The 21,307-nt window shown below is 42.1% G+C and carries 18 protein-coding genes; 9 read left to right on the top strand and 9 right to left on the bottom strand.

From position 1 onward, the window contains the following. Positions 1-63: 63 nt before the first annotated feature. The 6 genes from N7E81_RS04525 to N7E81_RS04500 all read right to left on the bottom strand — a co-directional run bounded on the left by N7E81_RS04525 (position 64) and on the right by N7E81_RS04500 (position 7,571). A complete protein-coding gene (locus N7E81_RS04525) occupies positions 64-1,707 on the bottom strand; it encodes an ABC-F family ATP-binding cassette domain-containing protein (RefSeq protein WP_263052093.1) in 1,644 nt (547 codons plus the stop codon). Positions 1,708-1,811: 104 nt separating this feature from the next. Further along, positions 1,812-2,402, bottom strand: a complete 591-nt coding sequence (locus N7E81_RS04520; RefSeq protein WP_263052092.1) for a precorrin-2 dehydrogenase/sirohydrochlorin ferrochelatase family protein — start codon at positions 2,400-2,402, stop codon at positions 1,812-1,814. Positions 2,403-2,415: 13 nt separating this feature from the next. After that, a complete protein-coding gene (gene cobA / locus N7E81_RS04515; protein WP_263052091.1) occupies positions 2,416-3,186 on the bottom strand; it encodes a uroporphyrinogen-III C-methyltransferase in 771 nt (256 codons plus the stop codon). Between the two features lie 82 nt (positions 3,187-3,268). Beyond that, positions 3,269-5,392 (bottom strand): nitrite/sulfite reductase, encoded by a 2,124-nt coding sequence (locus N7E81_RS04510; RefSeq protein ID WP_263052090.1) that lies wholly within the window; start codon positions 5,390-5,392, stop codon positions 3,269-3,271. 372 nt (positions 5,393-5,764) lie between these two features. Next, positions 5,765-6,526 (bottom strand): LytR/AlgR family response regulator transcription factor, encoded by a 762-nt coding sequence (locus N7E81_RS04505; protein ID WP_263052089.1) that lies wholly within the window; start codon positions 6,524-6,526, stop codon positions 5,765-5,767. Beyond that, positions 6,507-7,571: a sensor histidine kinase gene (locus N7E81_RS04500; RefSeq protein ID WP_263052088.1), complete on the bottom strand. Its 1,065-nt coding sequence runs from the start codon at positions 7,569-7,571 to the stop codon at positions 6,507-6,509. The genes N7E81_RS04505 and N7E81_RS04500 overlap by 20 nt, the downstream gene beginning before the upstream one ends. Before the next feature lie 234 nt (positions 7,572-7,805). Here N7E81_RS04500 and N7E81_RS04495 point away from each other — a divergent pair, with 234 nt between their 5' ends. From N7E81_RS04495 to N7E81_RS04485, 3 genes are all read left to right on the top strand, one after another. Continuing rightward, positions 7,806-10,214 (top strand): TonB-dependent receptor, encoded by a 2,409-nt coding sequence (locus N7E81_RS04495; RefSeq protein WP_263052087.1) that lies wholly within the window; start codon positions 7,806-7,808, stop codon positions 10,212-10,214. Between the two features lie 113 nt (positions 10,215-10,327). After that, the gene (locus tag N7E81_RS04490; protein WP_263052086.1) at positions 10,328-11,227 is read left to right on the top strand and encodes a hypothetical protein; all 900 of its coding nucleotides are present in this window, start codon (positions 10,328-10,330) and stop codon (positions 11,225-11,227) included. Between the two features lie 36 nt (positions 11,228-11,263). Next, complete coding sequence (locus N7E81_RS04485; protein ID WP_263052085.1) at positions 11,264-11,992, top strand: dienelactone hydrolase family protein; 729 nt, start codon at positions 11,264-11,266, stop codon at positions 11,990-11,992. A 51-nt stretch (positions 11,993-12,043) separates the two neighbouring features. Here the strand turns inward: N7E81_RS04485 and glmM are convergent, their stop codons facing one another. Together glmM and N7E81_RS04475 are read right to left on the bottom strand one after the other, a co-directional pair. Next, positions 12,044-13,441 carry a phosphoglucosamine mutase gene (gene glmM, locus N7E81_RS04480; RefSeq protein ID WP_263052084.1) on the bottom strand — a complete coding sequence of 466 codons (1,398 nt, stop codon included), beginning with the start codon at positions 13,439-13,441 and terminating at the stop codon, positions 12,044-12,046. Between the two features lie 146 nt (positions 13,442-13,587). Then, the gene (locus N7E81_RS04475) at positions 13,588-13,815 is read right to left on the bottom strand and encodes a hypothetical protein (protein WP_263052083.1); all 228 of its coding nucleotides are present in this window, start codon (positions 13,813-13,815) and stop codon (positions 13,588-13,590) included. Between the two features lie 84 nt (positions 13,816-13,899). On the opposite strand from N7E81_RS04475, the gene mazG reads away from it, so the two are divergent. The 6 genes from mazG to N7E81_RS04445 all read left to right on the top strand — a co-directional run bounded on the left by mazG (position 13,900) and on the right by N7E81_RS04445 (position 19,925). After that, positions 13,900-14,700: a nucleoside triphosphate pyrophosphohydrolase gene (mazG, locus tag N7E81_RS04470; protein WP_263052082.1), complete on the top strand. Its 801-nt coding sequence runs from the start codon at positions 13,900-13,902 to the stop codon at positions 14,698-14,700. Positions 14,701-14,752: 52 nt separating this feature from the next. Further along, positions 14,753-15,241 carry a 2-C-methyl-D-erythritol 2,4-cyclodiphosphate synthase gene (gene ispF, locus N7E81_RS04465; RefSeq protein WP_263052081.1) on the top strand — a complete coding sequence of 163 codons (489 nt, stop codon included), beginning with the start codon at positions 14,753-14,755 and terminating at the stop codon, positions 15,239-15,241. Further along, the gene (mnmD, locus tag N7E81_RS04460) at positions 15,234-15,920 is read left to right on the top strand and encodes a tRNA (5-methylaminomethyl-2-thiouridine)(34)-methyltransferase MnmD (RefSeq protein ID WP_263052080.1); all 687 of its coding nucleotides are present in this window, start codon (positions 15,234-15,236) and stop codon (positions 15,918-15,920) included. Before ispF ends, mnmD begins: the two co-directional genes overlap by 8 nt. A gap of 106 nt (positions 15,921-16,026) precedes the next feature. After that, positions 16,027-17,367, top strand: a complete 1,341-nt coding sequence (gene trkA, locus N7E81_RS04455; protein ID WP_263052079.1) for a Trk system potassium transporter TrkA — start codon at positions 16,027-16,029, stop codon at positions 17,365-17,367. After that, positions 17,364-18,821 carry a TrkH family potassium uptake protein gene (locus tag N7E81_RS04450; RefSeq protein ID WP_263052078.1) on the top strand — a complete coding sequence of 486 codons (1,458 nt, stop codon included), beginning with the start codon at positions 17,364-17,366 and terminating at the stop codon, positions 18,819-18,821. The genes trkA and N7E81_RS04450 overlap by 4 nt, the downstream gene beginning before the upstream one ends. Before the next feature lie 6 nt (positions 18,822-18,827). Beyond that, entirely contained in the window at positions 18,828-19,925 is a 1,098-nt protein-coding gene (locus N7E81_RS04445) for a prolipoprotein diacylglyceryl transferase (RefSeq protein ID WP_263052077.1), read from the top strand. A 54-nt stretch (positions 19,926-19,979) separates the two neighbouring features. Here the strand turns inward: N7E81_RS04445 and N7E81_RS04440 are convergent, their stop codons facing one another. Further along, entirely contained in the window at positions 19,980-21,083 is a 1,104-nt protein-coding gene (locus N7E81_RS04440; RefSeq protein ID WP_263052076.1) for a hypothetical protein, read from the bottom strand. Positions 21,084-21,307 lie beyond the last annotated feature (224 nt).

Here is a 21,307-nt window from a genome sequence, read left to right as displayed (position 1 = left end):
AAAAGTACAGTAATTTCATCGAAACCAGCGCAAGGCTTATTTGAATGATTAGATTTAGGTTTTTTAGACCTTCACCTTACGTTCTATTTCTTTGAGGTTCTCTATCTTTTTGTTTCTCAAAAACCCATTGATGTCTTCAAAATGTTCTTTTACTCGTTGATTGCCAAATTCGAATACTTTGGAGGCCAATCCGTCTAAGAAATCCCTGTCGTGAGAGACCAAGATCAAGGTTCCTTCGAAGGCTTTCAAAGCATCTTTGAGTATGTCTTTAGTTTTGATGTCCAAATGATTGGTAGGCTCATCGAGGATCAAAAGATTGACTGGCTGAAGGAGTAGTTTGATCATGGCTAGCCGAGTGCGCTCTCCACCAGAGAGAACCTTTACTTTTTTCTCAATTGTATCTCCGCTAAACATAAAAGCACCCAAAAGATCTTTGACTTTTGTGCGCATATCACCTTTGGCGATTTCGTCAATGGTCTCAAAAATGCTGAGCTTTTCATCGAGCAGTGCCGCTTGGTTTTGCGCGAAGTAGCCTATCAAACTGTTGTGGCCGAGTTGCATATTGCCCTCATGCTCGATCTCTCCCATGATGGCTTTGATCAGCGTAGATTTTCCTTCTCCATTTTTCCCAACAAATGCGACCTTTTCGCCTTGGGCTATTGTTAGAGAGACATCTTTAAAAACCGTATGGTCACCATAGTTTTTAGCCAATTGATCAACAATCACTGGATATTTGCCTGATCGAGGCGCAGGTGGAAATTTCAAATTCAAGGCAGAGGTATCAACTTCGTCTACCTCTACGATTTCCATTTTTTCGAGCATTTTTACTCTGGATTGCACCTGTAGTGTTTTGGAATAGGTACCCTTGAATCGATCGATAAATTGCTGAATACTGGCGATCTCCTTGGCCTGATCGTCAAACTGCTTTTGTTGCTGCTCGCGACGCTCTTTTCTAAGTTCGAGATAGTGTGAGTAGTTGGTTTTGTAGTCGTAGATTCTGCCTCCAGTCAATTCTATCGTACGGTTTGTTAGGCTGTCCACAAAGGCCCTGTCATGGCTGATTACCATTACGGCTTTGGCGCTGGTTTTCAAAAAATCTTCTAGCCATTGTACCGATTCTATATCGAGATGGTTGGTCGGCTCATCGAGTAAGATTAGATCTGGTTTCTTTAGCAGAATTTTGGCGAGTTCTATACGCATGCGCCACCCTCCACTAAATTCACTAGCAGGTCGGGTAAAATCTGACCGAAGGAAGCCAAGGCCTAGTAGCGTCATTTCGACTTCTGCATCCACATTTACTTCTTCTACGCTGTAGTATTTTTCACTGAGGTCGGAGACTTGCTCGATGATTTTGGAATAGGCATCAGATTCGTAATCCGTTCGAGTTTCGAGCTGTAGCGAAAGCTCATCTAGTTGGCGTTTCATCTCCTGCATTTCTGAAAAAGCCTTAGATGCTTCTTCGAACACCGTACAGTCGTCATTGATCAATAAATGCTGTGGCAGGTAGGCAATCACGGCATCTTTGGGTGCAGAAATTTTACCTTGTGTGGGGTTGTCCTTGCCTGCGATAATTTTGAGTAAGGTAGACTTGCCCGCACCATTTTTACCCATGAGGGCTATTTTATCCTCATTGTTGATATTGAAGTTGATGTTGCTAAACAACGTCGTGCCACTAAACTCTACCCCTACTGCGTCTACTGAAATCATATTTTCCTCAATTAAAATGCGAAGTTAGGGATTTGTGGAGGCAATAGTTAAATGTAGAGGATAGAAAAAGAGGTTACTTGAAGTAACCTCTTTAATAAATTTCCTTACTTCTTCAACCAATCCTTCGTAATGCTATTGAGCGTACGCACCTTGAAGTCGAAGTTGCCGTGTAGTTTTTCACGGATCTTGCTCATGTTTTGCAGTACTTCGTCTATGGATTCTGGGATCGACTCGTTCAAGTACTCTTTGATCCGCTTGGCTACTGTGGGTGATTTACCATTGGTAGAGATGGCTATTTTGAGGTCTCCCTTTTTTACTACAGACCCAAGATAGAAGTCGCATAGCTCAGGTTTGTCGGCCACATTGACCAAAAGGCCACGTGCTTTTGCCATGTCGCGGATAAGTTCGCTGGTGCGGGTGTTGTCTATACCTACGATGACTAATTCTATTTCCTCTAGGTCGTAAGGTCTAAACTCTCTTTCGATGAGTTTTACGTTGGGGTGTTCTTTGGACAGCTCGCGAACTTCGTCGCTGATTTCTTTGGCTACCAAACGGATGTTGGTAGAGGGGCTGTTGCTCAATACGGATGTCAACTTCTCTAGGCCTACATGGCCTCCTCCTACAATGAGCAATTGTAGCTGTTCCAGTTTGAAAAATACTGGGAAGAGATTATTGCCATTTTTGAGCGATTTCATCTTTTTGGGGTGTTTATGAGGACCATTCAATTTGATCCAAGGTGTTGTTTAGCTTTTCTTTACCTAAAGCTACAGTTTCTCCGATCACTATAATAGCAGGAGACCCAATATTATTTTTTATTGCCAATTCTTGTAAGTTGGCGACATGGCCGATCACCATTTTTTGATCTGGCCTGGATCCATTTTGGATGATTGCTGCGGGAGTATTGGCTTTTCCGCTTTGCGTATATATTTCTAAGATCTCAGGCAATTTTTTTACACCCATGAGGATTACACTTGTCGCCGATGACTTGGCTGCATGTGCGATATCTGATGAGAGTTGTCCACTTTTGGTCGTGCCAGTCATCACCCAAAAACTTTCGTTGATGCCTCTTCGGGTCAGCGGGATTTGGTTGAGTGCGGGCACAGAGATGGAGCTAGTTACACCAGGCACCAAATCTACGAGTAGTCCGTGTTTTTCGGCAAATTGCAATTCCTCATGTCCACGACCAAATACGTAAGGGTCGCCTCCTTTTAGGCGGACTACATGGCCATATTTGATGGCGTGATCCACAATCATCTGATTGATGACGTGCTGTTGGTAATGGTGTAACCCAGCACGCTTGCCTACAAATACTTTTTTGGCATGAGAGCCACAAAAATCCAAAAGCTCTTCATTGGCTAGTGCGTCGTACAACACCACATCTGCAGCTTTCAATGCTTTGATGCCTTTGAGCGTGATCAGGTCTGGATCTCCAGGGCCTGCACCCACTAATGTCAACCTTGGAACTTTTGGATTTTCCATTTTTATATTATTTAGACTTTGAGAGTCAAGGTATAAGATTCAAGGCATGAAGGTCCTTAAATCTTATATCTTGTTTCTAAAATTATGCTGGCTCTTCTACCAACAGCGTTTTCTGTACTTCTTTGATTCTAGCAAGGAACTTACCAGCATCTTCTCTATAAGCTGTCGCAAATGCTTCAGTAGGTTCGTTTTGGTTGATTCTCAAAACAAAATCTTTGAATGACCCTCCAGTCAAGGCATTGAAATCTTGACCAAACTCATCTTCAAAAGACTTCATCACACTTACTTGAGTATTTACGGTCACGCCTTTGTCGATGAGGAGTGCTTTGGCACCGTTGATAAATACGTTGTAAGTATGGTAAATTGAATCTGCAATACTACCTCCGTCGAAGGCCTCTTGAGCCAACTTATATTTGTCTTCTGCATCATACATCAAGGTAGAAAACAAATCGATGATTACACCGGCACATTCGCCTACTTCTGTTTCTACTTCGAACTGTACCTCTTTACCCCAATCGATATAATCGGTTGGCTGTAGAGATTCCATATCGGCCAAAAATTTCAGCAATTGATAGAAGTAGTCTTTGCCTTGTCTTCTAAAGTAATCATAATAGTATTCGCCATCGTTGCTGTTGTCTTCATAGTCGTTGAAGAGCACTCTAAGTACATCTGGCGTACGCTTGCTTGGTACTTTGATCACTTTTTCTGCTAAGAAACCATCGCCGTCTTTGCCAAGTCCGCCACCCAGTAGCACCTGTACTGCAGGAACAGTTTTTTTATTCACCTTGTTTCTCAAAGAAGACCCGTGAAAGCCGATAGACGCTAATGCGTGTTGGCCACAAGAGTTGGGACATCCACTAATTTTGATGTGGAGGTCGTTGTTTTTGATCAATTCAGGAAATTCTTTTTCTATTACTTTTTCTAGCTCTAGCGCTACTCGCGTACTGTTAGATATGCCAAGGTTACAAGTATCTGTACCAGCACATGCGATGATGTCGCCAGTGCTGTTGAATCCTGGGTCGGCAAGATTTAGTGCGTCAAGTTCTACGAATAGAGACTTTAGGCTTTCTTCTTTTACATACCTTAAGATGTATCCTTGATTTACCGTTACTCGAATATCGTCTGCAGCATATTTCAATACTACATCCCCGAAGGCATGTGCTTTTTCCCAATTCATATCGCCATTTGGTAATTTGATAGATACACCGTAGAAGCCTGCTTGCTTTTGCTCGAAAACGTTGGTGTTTCTCCAAGCTTCGTATTTTTCGAGATCATTGATGGCTTTGTCAGAGAAGCCAAGCTTTTCTGGCAACGCTGGCTGACCCAGTGTATTGGTGATTGGGTAAGACTGAGTGCTGAGTGCTTTTCTTTCGGCTTCGACTAGTTTCATGACTTCGTCTATGCCTATTTCAGAAATAAGAAATTTGAAACGTGCCTTCATTCTTCTTTTTCTTTCGCCATAGCGATCAAAGACTCTTAATAGAGATTCTGCAAAAGGAATGATTTGGTCCTCAGGCAAGAAATCATAGGCTTTTTGAGCTGCTACTGGTTGTGCGCCGAGTCCACCGCCGATCATGACTTTGAAACCACGAACTTCTTGACCGTTTTCGGTTTTTACTTTTGGGATAAACCCAATGTCGTGAATGAATGAGATCCCTGTATCTTTTTCGCTTGATGAGAAAGAGATCTTGAACTTGCGACCCATTTCTTGACAAACAGGATTTCTGAGGAAGTAATCATAGACGGCATAGGCATATGGAGATACGTCAAATGGTTCGTCTTTGTCTATTCCAGCTACAGGAGAGGCGGTTACGTTTCGGAGCGTGTTGCCACAAGCTTCTCTCACGGTCAAATCATCTTGCTCCAGTTTGGCCCAAAGCTCAGGTGTACGATCCAAGCTCACATAGTGGATTTGGATATCCTGACGCGTGGTGGCGTGCAGGTTGCCACCGCCAAATTCATTTGAAATATCAGCGATTCTTCTGAGTTTCTTTACTGAGAGTCTACCGAATGGTATCTTTATTCGTACCATTTGGTTGCCAGGCTGACGTTGACCATAGACACCACGAGCCAACCGTAGGCTTCTAAATTTGTCAGGGTCGATTTTTCCTTCGCGGAACATTTGGATTTTGTCTGCTAGGGCAATGATGTCTTTTTGGACAACTGGGTTTTCTAAATTTTCAAGTTCTGATCTAAAACTTTGCATGGTATATTCTGATTTTAGTCCAATAAAAAAGCCTCTCCTGATTTCTCGGGAGAGGCTTTTAATGTCTTATTGTTATGTTGATTAACTTCTTCTTATCAATAATTCATTAAATGTATATCTCCCACTATATGCATTCATACAGCAACAACACATCCTAAAGATGTTCACCATTGAGATAATATTTAATGTTGTTTTGTTCATTACACTACGTTGATAGAATGAACTCTTCAACGAAGATAAATTAGTCAGGGTTCAAAGATAGTTGGGAAATTTGGTTTAGTGTCTTTTTTTGACAAAAAGTAAAGGCACTAGTTAATATATTAACGAATTTGCAACAGAATGTGATAATAAATATGAAACACTCAACGGGTTTTATCCGAGCCACTGTTTAAAGGCAGTCGCTTTTTCACTGCTTACTATGATTTGTTCGTCGTGGTCGAAGGTGGTTTCTACGAGCAGTTTGCTTTTGCCAAATTTGTGTATGGTTGTTATGGCGGCATAATTTAGGATGTGTTGTCTGTTGGCACGATAGTATTTGTCGGGGTCTAGTTCTCTCATGATTTCGTCGAGGGTTTGATCCATTAGGTATTTTTTACCGCCTTTGGTGAGCAAATAGACTAATCCAGATTTGGCCATAAAGCAAAGAATGTCTTCGGTTTCTACCGACATCATTTTTTCTCCCATTTTCACCAAAAACCTAGATTTGAATTTACGGTCATCTAATCGGATGTTTTTTATTAACTCCTGTATGGTTGGGGGGGTGCTTTCGCTAAATTGTAATTTTAAATGGCGGTACTTGTCGAGGCTGCGCTGTAGGTCTTCTTTGTTGATTGGCTTGAGTAGATAATCGATGCTGTTTACTTTAAAAGCTTTGAGCATATACTCGTCGAAAGCAGTAGTGAATATGACGGGTTTTAATATTTGTGTTTGTTCAAAGATTTCAAAACCGAGCCCGTCGCTGAGTTGAATATCCATAAAAATAAGATCTGGACACTGGTGATGATTGAGCCACTTTACGGATTCTTTTATACCGTCGAATACTTCTACGATTTCTATATCTGGGTCGATTTCTTCTAGCAGTTTTTGTAAGCGCCGAAAGGCAGGAGCCTCATCTTCAATGATCAATACTTTCATTTTCCAATTCTTTTCTAAACTCTACTTCGGTCAACATTTCGATCAAAGGTACGACCACCATGTAGTTTTTTTGAGAAACGATTACCTCTATTTCTCGGTGTCCTAGATATTGGTAGCGTTTGCGAATATTGGCCAACCCTGTTTTGGTAGATTTTTCAAGTGTCTTTTTAAACTGCAAATTGTTTTTGACAATGAGGTCTTTGTCGTGCTCCACATAGATGTCGATTTGCAAGGGGTCTGTTTTGGAAATGACATTGTGTTTGATGGCATTTTCGATCAGCATTTGTAGGGTCAGTGGTGCGATGTATAGGTTTTTCAGCGCGGGTTCAATCGAAAAATGTACGGTCAGGTTTTCGGGATAGCGCATCTGTAGCAGAAAGATATATGATTCTGAAAATGCCAGCTCCTCGCTCAGCCGAACGAGCTCTTTCTCTTTGTTTTGTAAAATATAGCGATATACTTCCGATAGTGTCTGGGTAAAATCAATAGCAGTTTTAGGATTTTCAGCGATGAGAGTAGTCAGCGTGTTGAGACTATTAAACAAAAAATGCGGACTCATCTGATTTTGTAGTACTTCGAACTGGGTTCGTATTTGCTGATTTCTGAGCTGTTCATTTAGTGCAAAAGACTCTTTCCATTTGCTGAAAAAATAGGCCCCTTCGTAGATAGAAGAAACCATAAAAGCAGCGACCATATTGATCTCGGAGTGTGCGAATATGGTTTTAAATTGTACAATTTCTTCCCAGGTACTAATACCCAGTGCGAGTCGTATGAGGTTGGGACAGACGACCATAAATAGGCAAACGAATAAGTAAGTAATGAGTAGCCTTTTATTCGTTTGAGAAACTTTGGGCATCAAGTCCCTTAATTTGAAAATAATTAGCACAGCACCATTCCAAAGTGTACCAGTGAATAGTACAGATACGAGAACATTTATGATAAACGAATGCTCTTCGTGTTTGTGGTCTTTGATGATAAATGTCATGAGTAAACCCACGAATGGTATCCCTGTCCATCGGATCACTTTTTCTCTTGGCCATTTCATTTTACAATGATAGGCTCTTTTGGGGCATAATAAGGCGGACAAAACTATGAAACAGGAATCTGTCCTGCTGAAACCGAGTGATTAAGGGTTCAACTTTACGGAGAGTATGAAATTTTTCATCTCGAACTATCACCGATTCGTCATGAAAATTTCCCAGTTCATTCTTTTTCAGCTTATGATCCATCGCCTACCATCTAGTTTCGTGTTGTAATCAAAAATTCAAAACCACAAACCATGAATAAAAAGTTAATTCTAGTGCTTGGCCTCTTGGTCGCACTATTGAGTCTAAAAGCGACAGCGCAAACCCAAACGGTGAAAGGGCAAATACTAGATGCCCAAGCACAATATCCATTGTTTGGTGCTACCGTAGGCCTGATAGGATCAGATCCCTATCTGGGTACAGTAGCTGATATGGATGGTTATTTTAAATTAGAAAATGTGCCGATAGGCAGGCAAACGCTCATGGTGCAATACCTGGGGTATAAAAACCAGACGATCCCTAATGTATTGGTGACGGCCGGCAAAGAAGTGGTGCTGCAAGTCAAATTGGAGGAATCTGTAGGAAGTTTGGAGGAGGTTGTAGTTACAGCTGATGCCAACAAGGATTTACCTATCAATGAATTGGCTAAAGTAAGTGCCCGAACATTTAGTTTGGAAGAAGTCACTCGCTATTCGGGAGGAAGAAATGATGTGGCAAGAATGGCAGCGTCGTTCGCTGGAGTGAGTGCCCCCGACGATTCCAGAAATGATATCGTGGTGCGGGGCAATTCGCCTAGCGGGCTACTTTGGAGAATAGAAGGATTGCCCGTAGCTACAGTTAACCATTATAATACACTAGGCTCTACTGGTGGCCCAGTGAGTGCGCTGAATACAAACTTGCTTCGCAATTCTGATTTTATGACGGGGGCATTTCCCGCAGAGTATGGTAATGCGAACGCTGCTGTTTTTGATGTTAATTTTAGAAATGGGAATACAGATAAATATGAATTTACGGGGCAGTTAGCTGCTTTTTCGGGATTAGAATTTATGGCTGAAGGGCCAATCAGTCGTGAGAAGAATTCGTCATTTGTAGCCTCTTATCGCTATGGCATTGCACGATTTGCCGCTACAGGTACGAGTGCGGTGCCGATTTATCACGATTTTTCATTCAAGGCCAACTTGGGACAAACGAAAATTGGGAGATTTGAACTTTTCGGACTTGGTGGGTTTAGTGGCATCGATTTTTTGGGTGATGAGATAGATGATTCGGATCTTTTTGCAAACCCTAATCAAGATGCTTACATAGACAATGCTTTGGGGCTTATAGGGCTTTCACATTTGATTCGATTAAATAAGACCACTTATATCAAAACAATACTTGGTGTATCGTCCACTTACGGAAATTACAAACAAGACAACCTCATCAGAGATACCAATGGCGATGTACAGCAGTCTTATCGCGCCACCAATGTACAAAACACCGAAAACAGATATACGTTTAGCTCTACATTAAACAAAAAATTTGATGCTCGATGGTCGCTTCGAGCGGGCGTGGTGGCAGAGCTGTACGATGCCAATTTTTTTGCGGAGGATAGAGACAATCAAGCCAGTATCCCTGATAGCAATGGTGATGGAGTTCCCGATGACTTTCACTTGGTTAGGAATTTCAATGACCAGTACATCCTGTCACAAGGGTTTGCACAAGCGGAGTATAATATCACAGATGATTTGAGTGTTACTGGCGGACTTCACAGTCAATATCATAGCTACACGGGAGCACGATCGCTAGAACCGCGGGCAGCGATCAGTTGGCAATTCGACCCACGCCAGCGTTTGAGTTTGGCTTATGGCTTACATGCGCAGGCTGTTCCAAGTCCGATTTTATTTGTTGAAGAAGAAGTCTCTCCTGGGATGTACGAAATGACTAATGATAATTTGGGGTTTACGAGAAGTCATCATGTGGTGCTAGGGTATGACCGAAACCTTAGTCCAAGTTGGAGACTAAAAGTGGAAACCTATATCCAGTATCTTTTTGATGTGCCTGTGGAGCAAGTATCAAGTAGCTACTCTATTCTCAACGAAGGGGCTGATTTTGAATTTGAAGAAAGAGGCTCTTTGGTGAATGAAGGTACAGGGCGAAACTATGGAGCAGAAGTGACACTCGAAAAATTCTTTAGCAATAGTTATTATTTGCTCATGACGGCCTCGCTATTCGATTCGAAATATGAAGGAAGTGATGGTGTGCAACGAAATACGGCCTTCAACAATCATTTTGTGTACAATGTGCTTTTTGGTAAAGAGTGGAAGTTTGGCAGAGGACAAAAAAATGCATGGACTTTTGACACAAAACTGACCACATCGGGAGGCAAACCCTACACGCCGATCGACCTAGACGGCACTCGAAACAATGGAGGTGAAGAAGTGCTATTCGAAAATCAAGCGTATGCGTTGCGCTATGATGATTATTTCCGCTGGGATGTAAAACTGGGCGTTCGTATCAATAGTGCTAAGAAAAATGTGTCGCACCAGTTTTTTATTGACCTGCAAAATGTAACTAACCGAAAAAATGTCTATGAAAGAAGGTACAATGAAGTGACCGACGAGATCAATGAAGTGGAACAAATAGGGTTCTTCCCAGATCTTATGTATAGGATACAGTTTTGATTGATTTTTAAGTTTATAGATTGAAGTCTGCTCATGTCGAAAGGGCAGACTTTTTTATACTTTTTGCACGGTAGGGATTGTGGCGTGTTGTCCTTTTATATATTTGAAGATCAATGACCAAAACCCCCAAGCTGGTGAGAGTTACTATTATAATCGGATTTATTTTTTTCGTATGCCTCAACGGACACGCACAAGACACGCTTGTGTTGCGCAATGGTAAGCGGATTGGCATACTTAGGTTGGCTATGGCCAATGATCACTTGAAAGTGAAAAATTCGCTAACGAAAGAATTTGAAGCTTATCCTTTCGATTCAGTTTTTGGCTATACCAAAGGCTCAAAAGAGCGAGCCTATTTTTTGAAGAAAAATCCAGGTATGGATTATTCAGGCTATTTTTTCTTGAAGCGCATAGCCGTAGGTCGTTTGACCTTATTCGAAAATACGGGCAACGACCAAAGTCTCTATTTAGAAAAAGATGGGAGATTCGAAAAAGTATTTGGGGTGACAGAGTCGAAAGCAAAGAAAGCCAAGCGGCTCCAAGTATTTCAGTCTTTCGTGTCGGACGATGAGGAATCAACAGCCTATCTCAATGCCCCCGAGTTAAAATATAAATGGGATGAGATTATCACGGTAGTGGAGCACTACAACGAAAGAAATTTTGTGGAAAGGCTGCCGCAGTCGAGCGATGTTTTAGGCCGAGTCTATTTGTATCGCACACAGTTTCAGAAAACCAAGCAGGGAATCAAAATAAAACTTTATGGGAAAGACCATGATCTCTATATAGAAGATTTTATCATGTTGAATTTGCCTGTTGAGTATGCTAGTCAGCTGCATCTCCGCGATTCGGAGGTACGTAGTACGCATGAGATGTCCGGCGAGCTCAATGAGCAGTTTTTTGAAGTGCTACTCGACCCTGGCACGAATACTTTTAGGTTTGACAAGAAGAAAGGGACAGAGTTACAATACGAGTTTTTTAAAATCAGAGATCAAGTAAATAAAAAGATAAACAACTGATAGTGCTTTGAGAAGTGATAGATAAATTTTAGCCTTATGATCCATTCTGAAAAAATTGTATATCAAGACCCAAAGTCAAAAGCCACATTCGAAGGAGTTATCTCTTGGGATGATACTATCCAAGAACCAAAACCTGGAGTCCTAGTGGTTCACACTTTTCGAGGACGGGGAGACTTTGAGTTCAATAAAGCCGAGGAGATTGCCAAATTGGGCTATGTAGGTTTTGCCATAGATATGTATGGAGAAGGCAAACATACATCCATACCCGAAGAGGCAGATGCCTTGATGCAGCCATTTTTGGACGATCGAGCACTGCTACTCAACAATATTGCTCTGGCACTCGATGCACTCAAAAATCACGAGCAAGTAGACGCTACAAAAACAGGAGGCATTGGATTTTGCTTCGGAGGGAAGTGTATGTTGGATTTAGCTCGCTCGGGTGCCGATGTAGGAGGAGTGGTTAGTTTTCATGGTATATATGATCAACCTAATGTGAATCACCAAGGGGACATCAAGGCAGCTGTATTGGTACTACATGGGTGGGAAGATCCAATGGCGAGTCCAGAAAGTACCGTGGCACTAGGGCATGAACTCACCGCTCGAAATGCTGATTGGCAAATATTGGCCTTTGGTCATACGGGGCATGCTTTCACCAATCCAGCAGCCAAATTTCCTGAAAAGGGGATGTATTATCAACCCTCTTCTAATCGGCGAGCTTGGCAAGCCATGAAAAATTTCTTTGAGGAGGTATTCTCACAGGAATAAAAAAAGTCCCAGATTCATGGGACTTTAAAATTTTGCCAAAAAGTGTGAAGGTTAGTCCTCTACCTTTTCCGTTACGATTTCTTTGATGTCCATCATCAGTTTTTTGGCCATGGCATCTGCGGTGTTTCTAGAGTCGGATTCAGCGTAGATTCTGATGATTGGCTCTGTGTTCGATTTTCTCAAGTGTACCCACTCCTTGTCAAATTCGATTTTCACACCATCTTCTGTATTGATTGGCTGTTTGGCGTATTTTTTTTTCACTTCTTCCAGCACAAAATCCACATCAATATCCGGAGTGAGGTCTATCTTGTTTTTAGAAATGTGATAGTTAGGATACATGGCTCTTAGTAGAGAAGCCGATTTGCCAAACTTGGCTAAATGTGTCAGAAACAACGCAATACCAACCAAAGCGTCTCTGCCGTAATGTAACTCAGGAAAGATCACTCCTCCGTTGCCTTCGCCACCTATCACGGCGTTGGTTGCTTTCATTTTGTTTACCACGTTTACCTCACCTACAGCAGAAGCTTCGTATTGACCACCTGCTCGTTCGGTTACATCTCTTAGTGCTCGGGTTGAGGACATGTTGGATACCGTATTGCCTGGCTTGTTTTTTACTACATAATCAGCAATTGTCACCAAGGTGTACTCTTCACCATAAGGCTCCCCATTGTCACCCACGAAAGCCAGACGGTCTACATCCGGATCTACTACGATCCCTAGGTCTAGATGCCCACCTTCTACCTCATTACAGATGTGTGTGATGTTTTCTGGTAGTGGTTCAGGGTTGTGGGGAAAGAGGCCATTAGGCTCTCCAAAGAATATTTTATAATCGCTGACTCCTAATTTGTTAAGCAACTTAGGAATAGCAATCCCTCCAGTAGAGTTGACGGCATCTACGGCAATTTTAAATTTTCTGTTTTTGATAGCTTCTATATCTACCAAATCCAGCTCCAATATTTTATCGATATGATAATCTATATATGAATCATTCTCTTCATAGCTGCCGATTTCTTTCGAAACGGCAAACTCGATTTCACCAGAGTCGGCAAGTTCTAATATTTTTTCGCCCTCGGCAGCAGAGATAAATTCTCCTTTAGCATTCAAGAGTTTGAGCGCATTCCAGCCGTTTGGATTGTGGCTAGCGGTGATGATGATGCCGCCGCCAGCGTTTTCAGCGGGCACGGCCATTTCTACAGTAGGAGTGGTAGATAGTCCGAGGTCTACCACATCTATGCCGAGTCCTTGAAGGGTGCCTGTTACTATTTTTGTGATTAGCTCACCAGATGGTCTGGCATCTCTACCGATCACTACTTTGCTAATTCCAGAATTCTCCTTTGCCCAGTACCCGAATGCTGCAGCGTATTTTACTACGTCATTCGGAGTCAGGGATTCTCCTTCTTTGCCGCCTATGGTGCCTCTAATCCCAGAAATTGATTTAATAAGTGTCATCTAGTTGATGTATAGTTTTTTTGGGTGCGCAAAACTAGACAAACCATTGAAATTCGAAAAGTCTTTCAAATTTTTGCCTGAGCCCCCGTAAATACGTTTTTTTTAAATTCTTTTAAGAAATGCTGGTTGTCGTGAAATCCGACAAATTAAAATTTGCTCATGACTTTATCTACTTCGTTTTCAGGATTGCCACAGGCATCCCCACTTGCCACTGTTTTTCCACAATAGCCACAAGCCTCTCCCTCTTTATTGAGATAAGGGTTTTGCGAGGCACAAGTGCCTTTAAATTGTCCATCCTTCAAGAAGATGAGTCTAACGCTCATAAAAATGAAGAATATTGCCACAAAACCAATTCCTAACAATATTGTAGTCATATTTTCAAAAGTTGAATGCAAATTTATACATTAAAGCCAATAGCTTTGCCAAAAGTTCCACTTTAATGCTTAATCTCATATTTCATGCCCATCGCAAAAAGTAAGCCAGATGTTAACCGTTCGGCCAAATTGGCGGCCTTTGACAGACTGCTCACCGTCATGGACGAGCTCCGCGAAAACTGTCCGTGGGACATGAAGCAGACCATCGCCTCTATTCGTCACCTTACGATAGAAGAGACCTACGAGTTGTCAGATGCCATTTTGGAAAACGACCTAGAGGAGGTGAAAAAGGAAATAGGAGACTTGATGCTACACATGGTATTCTACTCTAGAATAGCCTCGGAGACCAACGCCTTCGATATCGCGGACGTACTACATGGTATTTGTGACAAGTTGGTGCATCGCCACCCACACATCTATGGAGATGTGAAAGTTGAGAATGAAAAGGACGTAAAAGAGAATTGGGAAAAGCTCAAACTCAAAGAAAAAGGCAATGTGTCTGTATTGGGCGGCGTGCCTAAGTCGCTACCTGCTATGGTAAAGGCCATGCGAATACAAGAAAAGGCTAGAGGAGTAGGTTTTGACTGGGACAACGAAAAACAAGTCTGGGATAAGGTGTACGAGGAGTTAGACGAATTTAAAGCAGAAGTAGAAAATAACGACCAAGAAAAAGCCCGAGATGAGTTCGGCGATTTGCTGTTCTCATTGGTCAACTATTCCAGATTTGTGAATATAGACCCAGAAGAAGCACTGGAGCGCACCAACAAAAAATTTATCAAAAGATTTCAATACCTAGAGACAGAGAGCAAAAAAGACGGCAAAGAAATGGGAGAAATGACCCTAGCCGAAATGGATGAGTACTGGGAAAAAGCTAAAACGAAATGAGTGAATCAATGATTGAAAATCAGATCATCAAACTCATTATATCATTGAAGATATGAAACCAAATATAAGAATAGGCTACGGCTACGATGTGCATCAGTTGGCAGAGGGGCAGCCATTTTGGCTGGGCGGTATAGAAGTGCCGCATACGCATGGAGCGGTGGGGCATTCTGATGCAGACGTACTGATCCATGTGATTTGTGATGCGCTGCTTGGTGCAGCTAATCTACGCGACATTGGGTTCCATTTTGCAGATACCGATCCGCAGTTCAAAGGGATAGACAGCAAGATCTTGCTGGCCGATGTGATGAAGCTTATCCGCGACAAAAACTATGAGGTGGGTAATTTGGATTGTACGATTTGCCTACAAAGACCTAAAATCAATCCTCACATTCCTGAAATGCAGCGTGTATTGGCCAAAGTGATGGGTGTCGACGCGGACGACGTATCTATAAAAGCTACTACCACAGAGAAACTCGGCTTTGTGGGTAAAGAAGAGGGCGTATCTGCACACGCCGTCGCACTCATCTATAAGCATGTCTGATATCCAAGTTATAGAAACCCGAGATGGGTCGTCATCACTACTCATACCAGAGATGAACGAAACCTACCATTCCACGCATGGGGCGATTACCGAGTCAGAATATGTTTTTCTTAAAATGGGATTAGATCACTTTCGTGAAAAACATAAAGAACAGAAAATCATTCGAATATTAGAAATAGGCTTTGGTACGGGTCTCAACCCATGGCTTACAACGATGGCAGTACTCGGGCAGGAGATCGACATTAGGTTTACATCTATAGAAAAATATCCACTAGCACCAGATTTAGTGGCTCAGCTCAACTACAAAGATCAAAAATCGGGAGAGATGTCTAAGAAACTCTTTACCAAATTGCATCAAGCAACATGGGAGGAGGAGAGTCAAATTTCGGATCAGTTGACATTGACGAAAGTAAAAACAGATATTGCAGATTTCAATCCAGATTCTGAGTGTTTTGATTTGATTTATTTTGATGCTTTTGCACCATCGAAACAGCCCGAGATGTGGTCGTACGAAGTCTTACGCAAAATGTATGATCTACTGACTCCTAATGGAGTGTTTGTGACTTATTGTGCACAGGGTCAGTTCAAAAGAGACCTCAAAGCAGTAGGGTTTGAAACCGAAGAATTGGACGGCCCTCCTGGCAAAAAAGAAATGACCAGAGGAACAAAACTTATTTAAAGAATGGAACTCATCAAATTTATAAGAACTAAACTCAGGATTAGTTTCACAGCAGGAGGGTTTTTTTATATTTGCTAACACCAACCGGTAAAGGAATAAGCCAGATATGAGGATTATAATAGCAGGTGCAGGGGATGTTGGGTTTCATTTAGCCAAACTACTGGCCTTTGAATCGCACGATATTAACATCATAGACACAGATGATGATAAGCTGCAGTACATCTCCAATCATCTGGATGTGCAGACGACTAAGGGCAATTCTACGTCTTTTCGTACGCTAGAAGAGGCACAAGTTGCTAAGGCGGATTTACTCATTGCTGTGACAGAGTCTGAGGCTACCAACATTTCTACTTCCATCATTGGCAAAAATTTAGGTGCTCGCAAGACCATCGCACGTATTACCAACACAGAATACTTGCATAAAAAAGAAATACTCGATCTCAAGGATATTGGTATAGATGAAATTATTTCGCCAGAATCCCTAGCAGCCAAGGAGATCAAACGTCTGCTCAAACAGACTGCACTTACGGATCTTTTCGATTTCGAAAAAGGGACGTTGTCGCTCGTGGGAATCACCATCGATGAGCAATCTGAGCTCAATGGTAAGACGCTTGTAGAAGCGGCTTATCTCAATCCCGATCACAGTTTTACCACCGTTGCGATTCTTCGCAATGGGGAAACGATAATTCCTTATGGGGAAAATAAATTTTTGAATAACGATCATGCTTACTTCATCTGTCAGCCCGATGGAGTAGAGCGCGTGCTGGATCTTGCTAAAAAACAAAGCGAAGACATCCGAAATATCATGATACTGGGAGGGAGCAAGATAGGGATACAAGCGGCTTTGCAGTTGAGTAAAAAATACAACATCAAACTCATTGAAGAAGATCGGGACAAATGTTTTGAACTGGCCGATACCTTGCAAAACACCATGATTATCAATGGAGATGGCAGAGATGTGGAACTGCTCAAGGAAGAAGGAATCGACGAGATGGATGCATTCATCGCCGTGACGGGCAATTCCGAAACAAATATCATTTCTTCGCTCGTGGCTAAAAACCATGGCGTAGGCAAAACCATTTCTTTGGTAGAAAATATGGATTATATCCACCTTTCACAAAACATTGGAGTGGATACAATGATCAATAAGAAACTGATTGCGGCCAGTTTTATATTCAGATACATACGAAAAGGTCAGGTGGTCAACATGACCACTATACATGGAGTAGATGCTGAAATTTTGGAATTTGAAGTGACCGAAGGTTCTAAAATTCTCAAGCACGAACTCCGAAACCTAAATTTCCCCAAGTCTGCTATTATTGGGGGCGTTATCCGAAACGGAAAAGGACACATTGCCCGAGGCAATTTTCACTTCGAAGTAAAAGATCGTGTAGTGGTTTTGAGTAGATCAGAGTGCATTAGAAAAGTAGAAGGATACTTCAAATGAGATTCAACTATAAAGTCATTGTCAACGTCCTAGGGCTGTTACTTTTGCTCAATGGTGCCTTCATGATGCTTTGTATACCATTCAGTCTGCATTTTGATGATGGAGATTTGGTGCCGTTGCTCAAGTCTGGAGGGATCACAATGGTGGTCGGCTATATCGCCTTTATACTTACGCGCAAAAACAAAAGCAAAGAATTAAAAAAGAAGGACGGGTACCTGATTGTGACTTTAGGCTGGCTTGCCATGTCGGCTTTTGGTACGCTGCCCTATATGTTGAGCGGAGCCATTCCCAATTTTACAGATGCCTTTTTCGAAACCATTTCAGGGTTTACTACTACCGGAGCTACTATCCTCACGGATATAGAAGCCGTAGACAAGGGGATTCTCTTTTGGCGAAGCCTTACACAGTGGATAGGGGGCATGGGCATTATAGTATTGGCGGTAGCTATTTTGCCTATTTTAGGTATTGGTGGCATGCAGCTGTTTGTGGCAGAGGCGCCAGGTATTACGCCAGACAAGTTGAAGCCTAGAATCACTGAAACGGCTAAACGGCTGTGGCTGATTTATGTAGGGCTTACGCTCACAGAAGTGGTGCTACTATGGCTAGGAGGGATGACTTTCTATGATGCCATCAACCATGCCCTGACGACCATGGCAACAGGAGGATTCTCCACCAAAAATGCAAGTGTGGCATACTATGAGTCGCCTTATATTCAGTATGTCATTACGCTGTTTATGTTTTTGGCGGGAACTAATTTTACCATGACCTACTTTGGGCTGCATGGTAAATTTATGACCGTATACCGCAACGAAGAATTTAGATTTTATGCGGGATTTTGTATTCTACTTACTGCGATATGTGCCATTAGTCTGTACAACAGGTCAGGTTTAGGCGTAGAGCAATCTTTTAGAGATGCATTGTTCCAAGTCGTTTCTATCATTACCACCACGGGGTACGTTACGGCTGATTATAGTCAGTGGGCATCGTCTATTGTCGTGCTTATGTTTGTGATGATGTTTTTCGGTGCTTCGGCAGGTAGTACCGCTGGGGGCGTGAAAATTGTACGTCATATCATCTTGTTCAAAAACAGTATCTTGGAGCTCAAAAGACAACTGCACCCATCGGCGATCATTCCCGTAAGGCTCAATAAAAAAGCTGTACATAGAGACATTACCTTCAACATCCTAGCTTTTATTATGATCTATATTTCCATCTTTGCCATAGGCTCGGTGCTTATGGCTTGGATCGGAACGGATTTTCTGACAGCTATTGGTTCGGTGGCTACTTGCTTGGGCAATATTGGCCCAGGGTTGGGTCAGGTAGGGCCTGTCGACAATTTTTCAGAGATTCCTGCTTTGGGCAAGTGGTGCTTATCTTTTCTAATGCTACTTGGCCGTCTCGAACTTTTTACCGTATTGATTTTACTCACGCCGTACTTCTGGCGAAAAATATAACAAAGCATGACATCTATTCTCGATTTTATCATTTGGAGCCCTAGTCCAGAAATGTTTACTATTCCTGGCATTGGTAGAGAAGTACGTTGGTATGGACTATTGTTTGCCATGGGATTTATCGTGGCACAGCAGGTCATGTATTGGATTTTCAAAAAAGAAAACAAGAACCCAAAAGACGTAGATCAGTTGACGATGTATTTGGTCATCGCAGTAGTGGTAGGTGCTAGATTGGGCCACTGTCTGTTTTACAACCCTTCGTATTATTTGGGCAACCCTATTGAGATATTTAAAATTTGGGAAGGTGGACTTGCGAGTCATGGGGGAGCCATTGGGATGTTTATCGCGTTGTATCTCTATGCTAGAAAATATGGAGTAACCTATCTGTGGATTCTTGATCGAGTAGCTATTGTTACGGTATTGGTAGGGGCATTTATCCGATTTGGCAATTTTATGAATTCGGAAATTATTGGGCTACCTACAGGTTCAGATTCTGGAATCGTATTCGCCCGTGGTGTTGAAGATATGTTTTTGAAAGGAGACGAACGGCTTGAAGATGTTTCGTTTGAAAAAGGAGGAAAAGCCGTGAGCGATAGCGCTGGATTGGTGCCGATACAAATTGTGCTAGAGTATAAGCGCGGAATAGAACTAGACCCAGTTACTTCCCAAAGTTTCTTTGAAAGAAGTATACCGAATGCTCTGGCTAGACAAACGAGCATAAGCAAACACATCTATTATCAGTCGGGGATGGAAATGCCCTATGAGTTGTACAAATCAGGAGGCGTGCAATACGCCAAAATTGACGTGCTTGGCATCCCGAGACATCCAGGACAGTTGTATGAGTCGTTGGCTTGTATCTTTATGTTTTTGATACTGGCGCATGTATGGTACCATCACCGTACTCAGCTCAAAGAAGGGTTTCTTTTTGGTTTTTTCATGACTATGCTTTGGTCGGAGCGGTTTATCGTAGAGTTTTTCAAAGAAAACCAAGAGGCTTGGGAAGCAGATATTCCGCTCAACATGGGGCAATGGCTAAGTATACCGCTGTTTTTGTGGGGCGTTACTTTTATGGTCAAGTATTGGGGCTTTGAAGAGAAGAAAGCCTAGTACTGCAAGCCAGCACAATACCTCGTGCCGACTCACAGCCAATAAGCCTCTTTTTTATCTAAAATAGTATTCGAAAAATCCGGTGCATACTTCTGATGCGCCGATATAAATTCCCACACCATAGGTGATGTGTTTGACAGAGAGTTGGTTGATAGCAAATGGCAGCCCGCTAATGTTGAGCACACTAAAACCAATGGCAGTGATTATGCCACCAGCAATGGAAACTGATACACTTGATGAAAATAATAAAATAAGTGCCCCTATACCCATGATAACTAGACTAGCTACTAGGACTTTTTGAGTTTCCCAAACGGCAACCTTCTTACTGATCGCAAAGGCAAGAATAGCCGACATACCCAGTAGCGCAAAAGATACATAGCTGCCAGTATTGCCCAGATCGGGAAAGTTGGCTTCAAAATTGGCCGGAATGTACTCTACCAAAAAGGCCTTACCCATGCCCAGTGCCAAGCCGATCACTAAGATGGCGATATAGCTTTCTAAACTCTGGGGTTTGGCTGTGGCAGTTAGCATTTCCTTTTTTCTAGAAATGACTTCGTCCGAAGAAATTTTATGGAAAAAATAGCCACTAACTGAGATCAGAATACCCCCAACTATGAAAGTCAGGGTATCTCCAAAAAACTGCACCAGGCCAACGACCAAGGGCTCCAATGCATACACAAGCTCAGTTACCAGAAACAAGAAACCCATGACAATGGGAAGTTTTTGTGCTGGTGCAAAGGCTTCGATCATAGAATAGGCTGGACTGATGAATAGATTCATAGAGACTAGCCATAGGATGATCATATAGGGCAAGAAGGGTTTGAGAGCACCCGCAGGACCAGCACCTATGATAGAGGCCACGATCATAAAGATCATTGCAGTAGCTCCTATACCTACTGTGAATAGGGTGAAAAATTTGCCGTTTTTACCCAGTAAATAATCGGCAAGAAGTCCTGCCAGTGCGGGGATCAATATCAATACGATCGCTTTGGTCACGATCAAAAAATCAGCTAAATGATTGAAACTAAAATTTTCTAAGAGGATAGGCTGGTACTCATGATAGGCAATCCAACTGATCACTACTGATACGTTTAAAGCTCCTAGGCTAAAAATTTCAGGCCACTTGATATCGTCTGCCTTTGCGGAAATGGTACTCATGCTGCTTATTGTTTTGGTTTAAAATCTAAACAGATACGAAGTGTATCTGTTGTTTGGATTTATTGGCTTTGAAAAACCTTTAAAAAGGCCGAAAAAATAGCTGGCATAGTCAACGCAATCTTTTTAAGATACGCCGTTATATATGATATTGCAACAATTGCATTCAAAAATGCATTGTGACTATATTTGTTTAAACAAAAAATTACATGGGTCTCAAACATACC

Origin of the sequence: Reichenbachiella carrageenanivorans (assembly GCF_025639805.1) — a bacterium.
GTDB lineage: Bacteria > Bacteroidota > Bacteroidia > Cytophagales > Cyclobacteriaceae > Reichenbachiella > Reichenbachiella carrageenanivorans.
Note: the sequence above shows the minus strand (reverse complement) of the source record. Positions and strands in the feature narration are given on the sequence as shown.

What these genes read in the sequence shown, in the direction of transcription:
- N7E81_RS04525 (WP_263052093.1), bottom strand. Translation starts at nt 1,707, where the DNA reads ATGATTTCAGTAGACGCAGTAGGGGTAGAGTTTAGTGGCACGACGTTG.
- N7E81_RS04520 (WP_263052092.1), bottom strand. Translation starts at nt 2,402, where the DNA reads ATGAAATCGCTCAAAAATGGCAATAATCTCTTCCCAGTATTTTTCAAA.
- cobA (WP_263052091.1), bottom strand. Translation starts at nt 3,186, where the DNA reads ATGGAAAATCCAAAAGTTCCAAGGTTGACATTAGTGGGTGCAGGCCCT.
- N7E81_RS04510 (WP_263052090.1), bottom strand. Translation starts at nt 5,392, where the DNA reads ATGCAAAGTTTTAGATCAGAACTTGAAAATTTAGAAAACCCAGTTGTC.
- N7E81_RS04505 (WP_263052089.1), bottom strand. Translation starts at nt 6,526, where the DNA reads ATGAAAGTATTGATCATTGAAGATGAGGCTCCTGCCTTTCGGCGCTTA.
- N7E81_RS04500 (WP_263052088.1), bottom strand. Translation starts at nt 7,571, where the DNA reads ATGAAATGGCCAAGAGAAAAAGTGATCCGATGGACAGGGATACCATTC.
- N7E81_RS04495 (WP_263052087.1), top strand. Translation starts at nt 7,806, where the DNA reads ATGAATAAAAAGTTAATTCTAGTGCTTGGCCTCTTGGTCGCACTATTG.
- N7E81_RS04490 (WP_263052086.1), top strand. Translation starts at nt 10,328, where the DNA reads ATGACCAAAACCCCCAAGCTGGTGAGAGTTACTATTATAATCGGATTT.
- N7E81_RS04485 (WP_263052085.1), top strand. Translation starts at nt 11,264, where the DNA reads ATGATCCATTCTGAAAAAATTGTATATCAAGACCCAAAGTCAAAAGCC.
- glmM (WP_263052084.1), bottom strand. Translation starts at nt 13,441, where the DNA reads ATGACACTTATTAAATCAATTTCTGGGATTAGAGGCACCATAGGCGGC.
- N7E81_RS04475 (WP_263052083.1), bottom strand. Translation starts at nt 13,815, where the DNA reads ATGACTACAATATTGTTAGGAATTGGTTTTGTGGCAATATTCTTCATT.
- mazG (WP_263052082.1), top strand. Translation starts at nt 13,900, where the DNA reads ATGCCCATCGCAAAAAGTAAGCCAGATGTTAACCGTTCGGCCAAATTG.
- ispF (WP_263052081.1), top strand. Translation starts at nt 14,753, where the DNA reads ATGAAACCAAATATAAGAATAGGCTACGGCTACGATGTGCATCAGTTG.
- mnmD (WP_263052080.1), top strand. Translation starts at nt 15,234, where the DNA reads ATGTCTGATATCCAAGTTATAGAAACCCGAGATGGGTCGTCATCACTA.
- trkA (WP_263052079.1), top strand. Translation starts at nt 16,027, where the DNA reads ATGAGGATTATAATAGCAGGTGCAGGGGATGTTGGGTTTCATTTAGCC.
- N7E81_RS04450 (WP_263052078.1), top strand. Translation starts at nt 17,364, where the DNA reads ATGAGATTCAACTATAAAGTCATTGTCAACGTCCTAGGGCTGTTACTT.
- N7E81_RS04445 (WP_263052077.1), top strand. Translation starts at nt 18,828, where the DNA reads ATGACATCTATTCTCGATTTTATCATTTGGAGCCCTAGTCCAGAAATG.
- N7E81_RS04440 (WP_263052076.1), bottom strand. Translation starts at nt 21,083, where the DNA reads ATGAGTACCATTTCCGCAAAGGCAGACGATATCAAGTGGCCTGAAATT.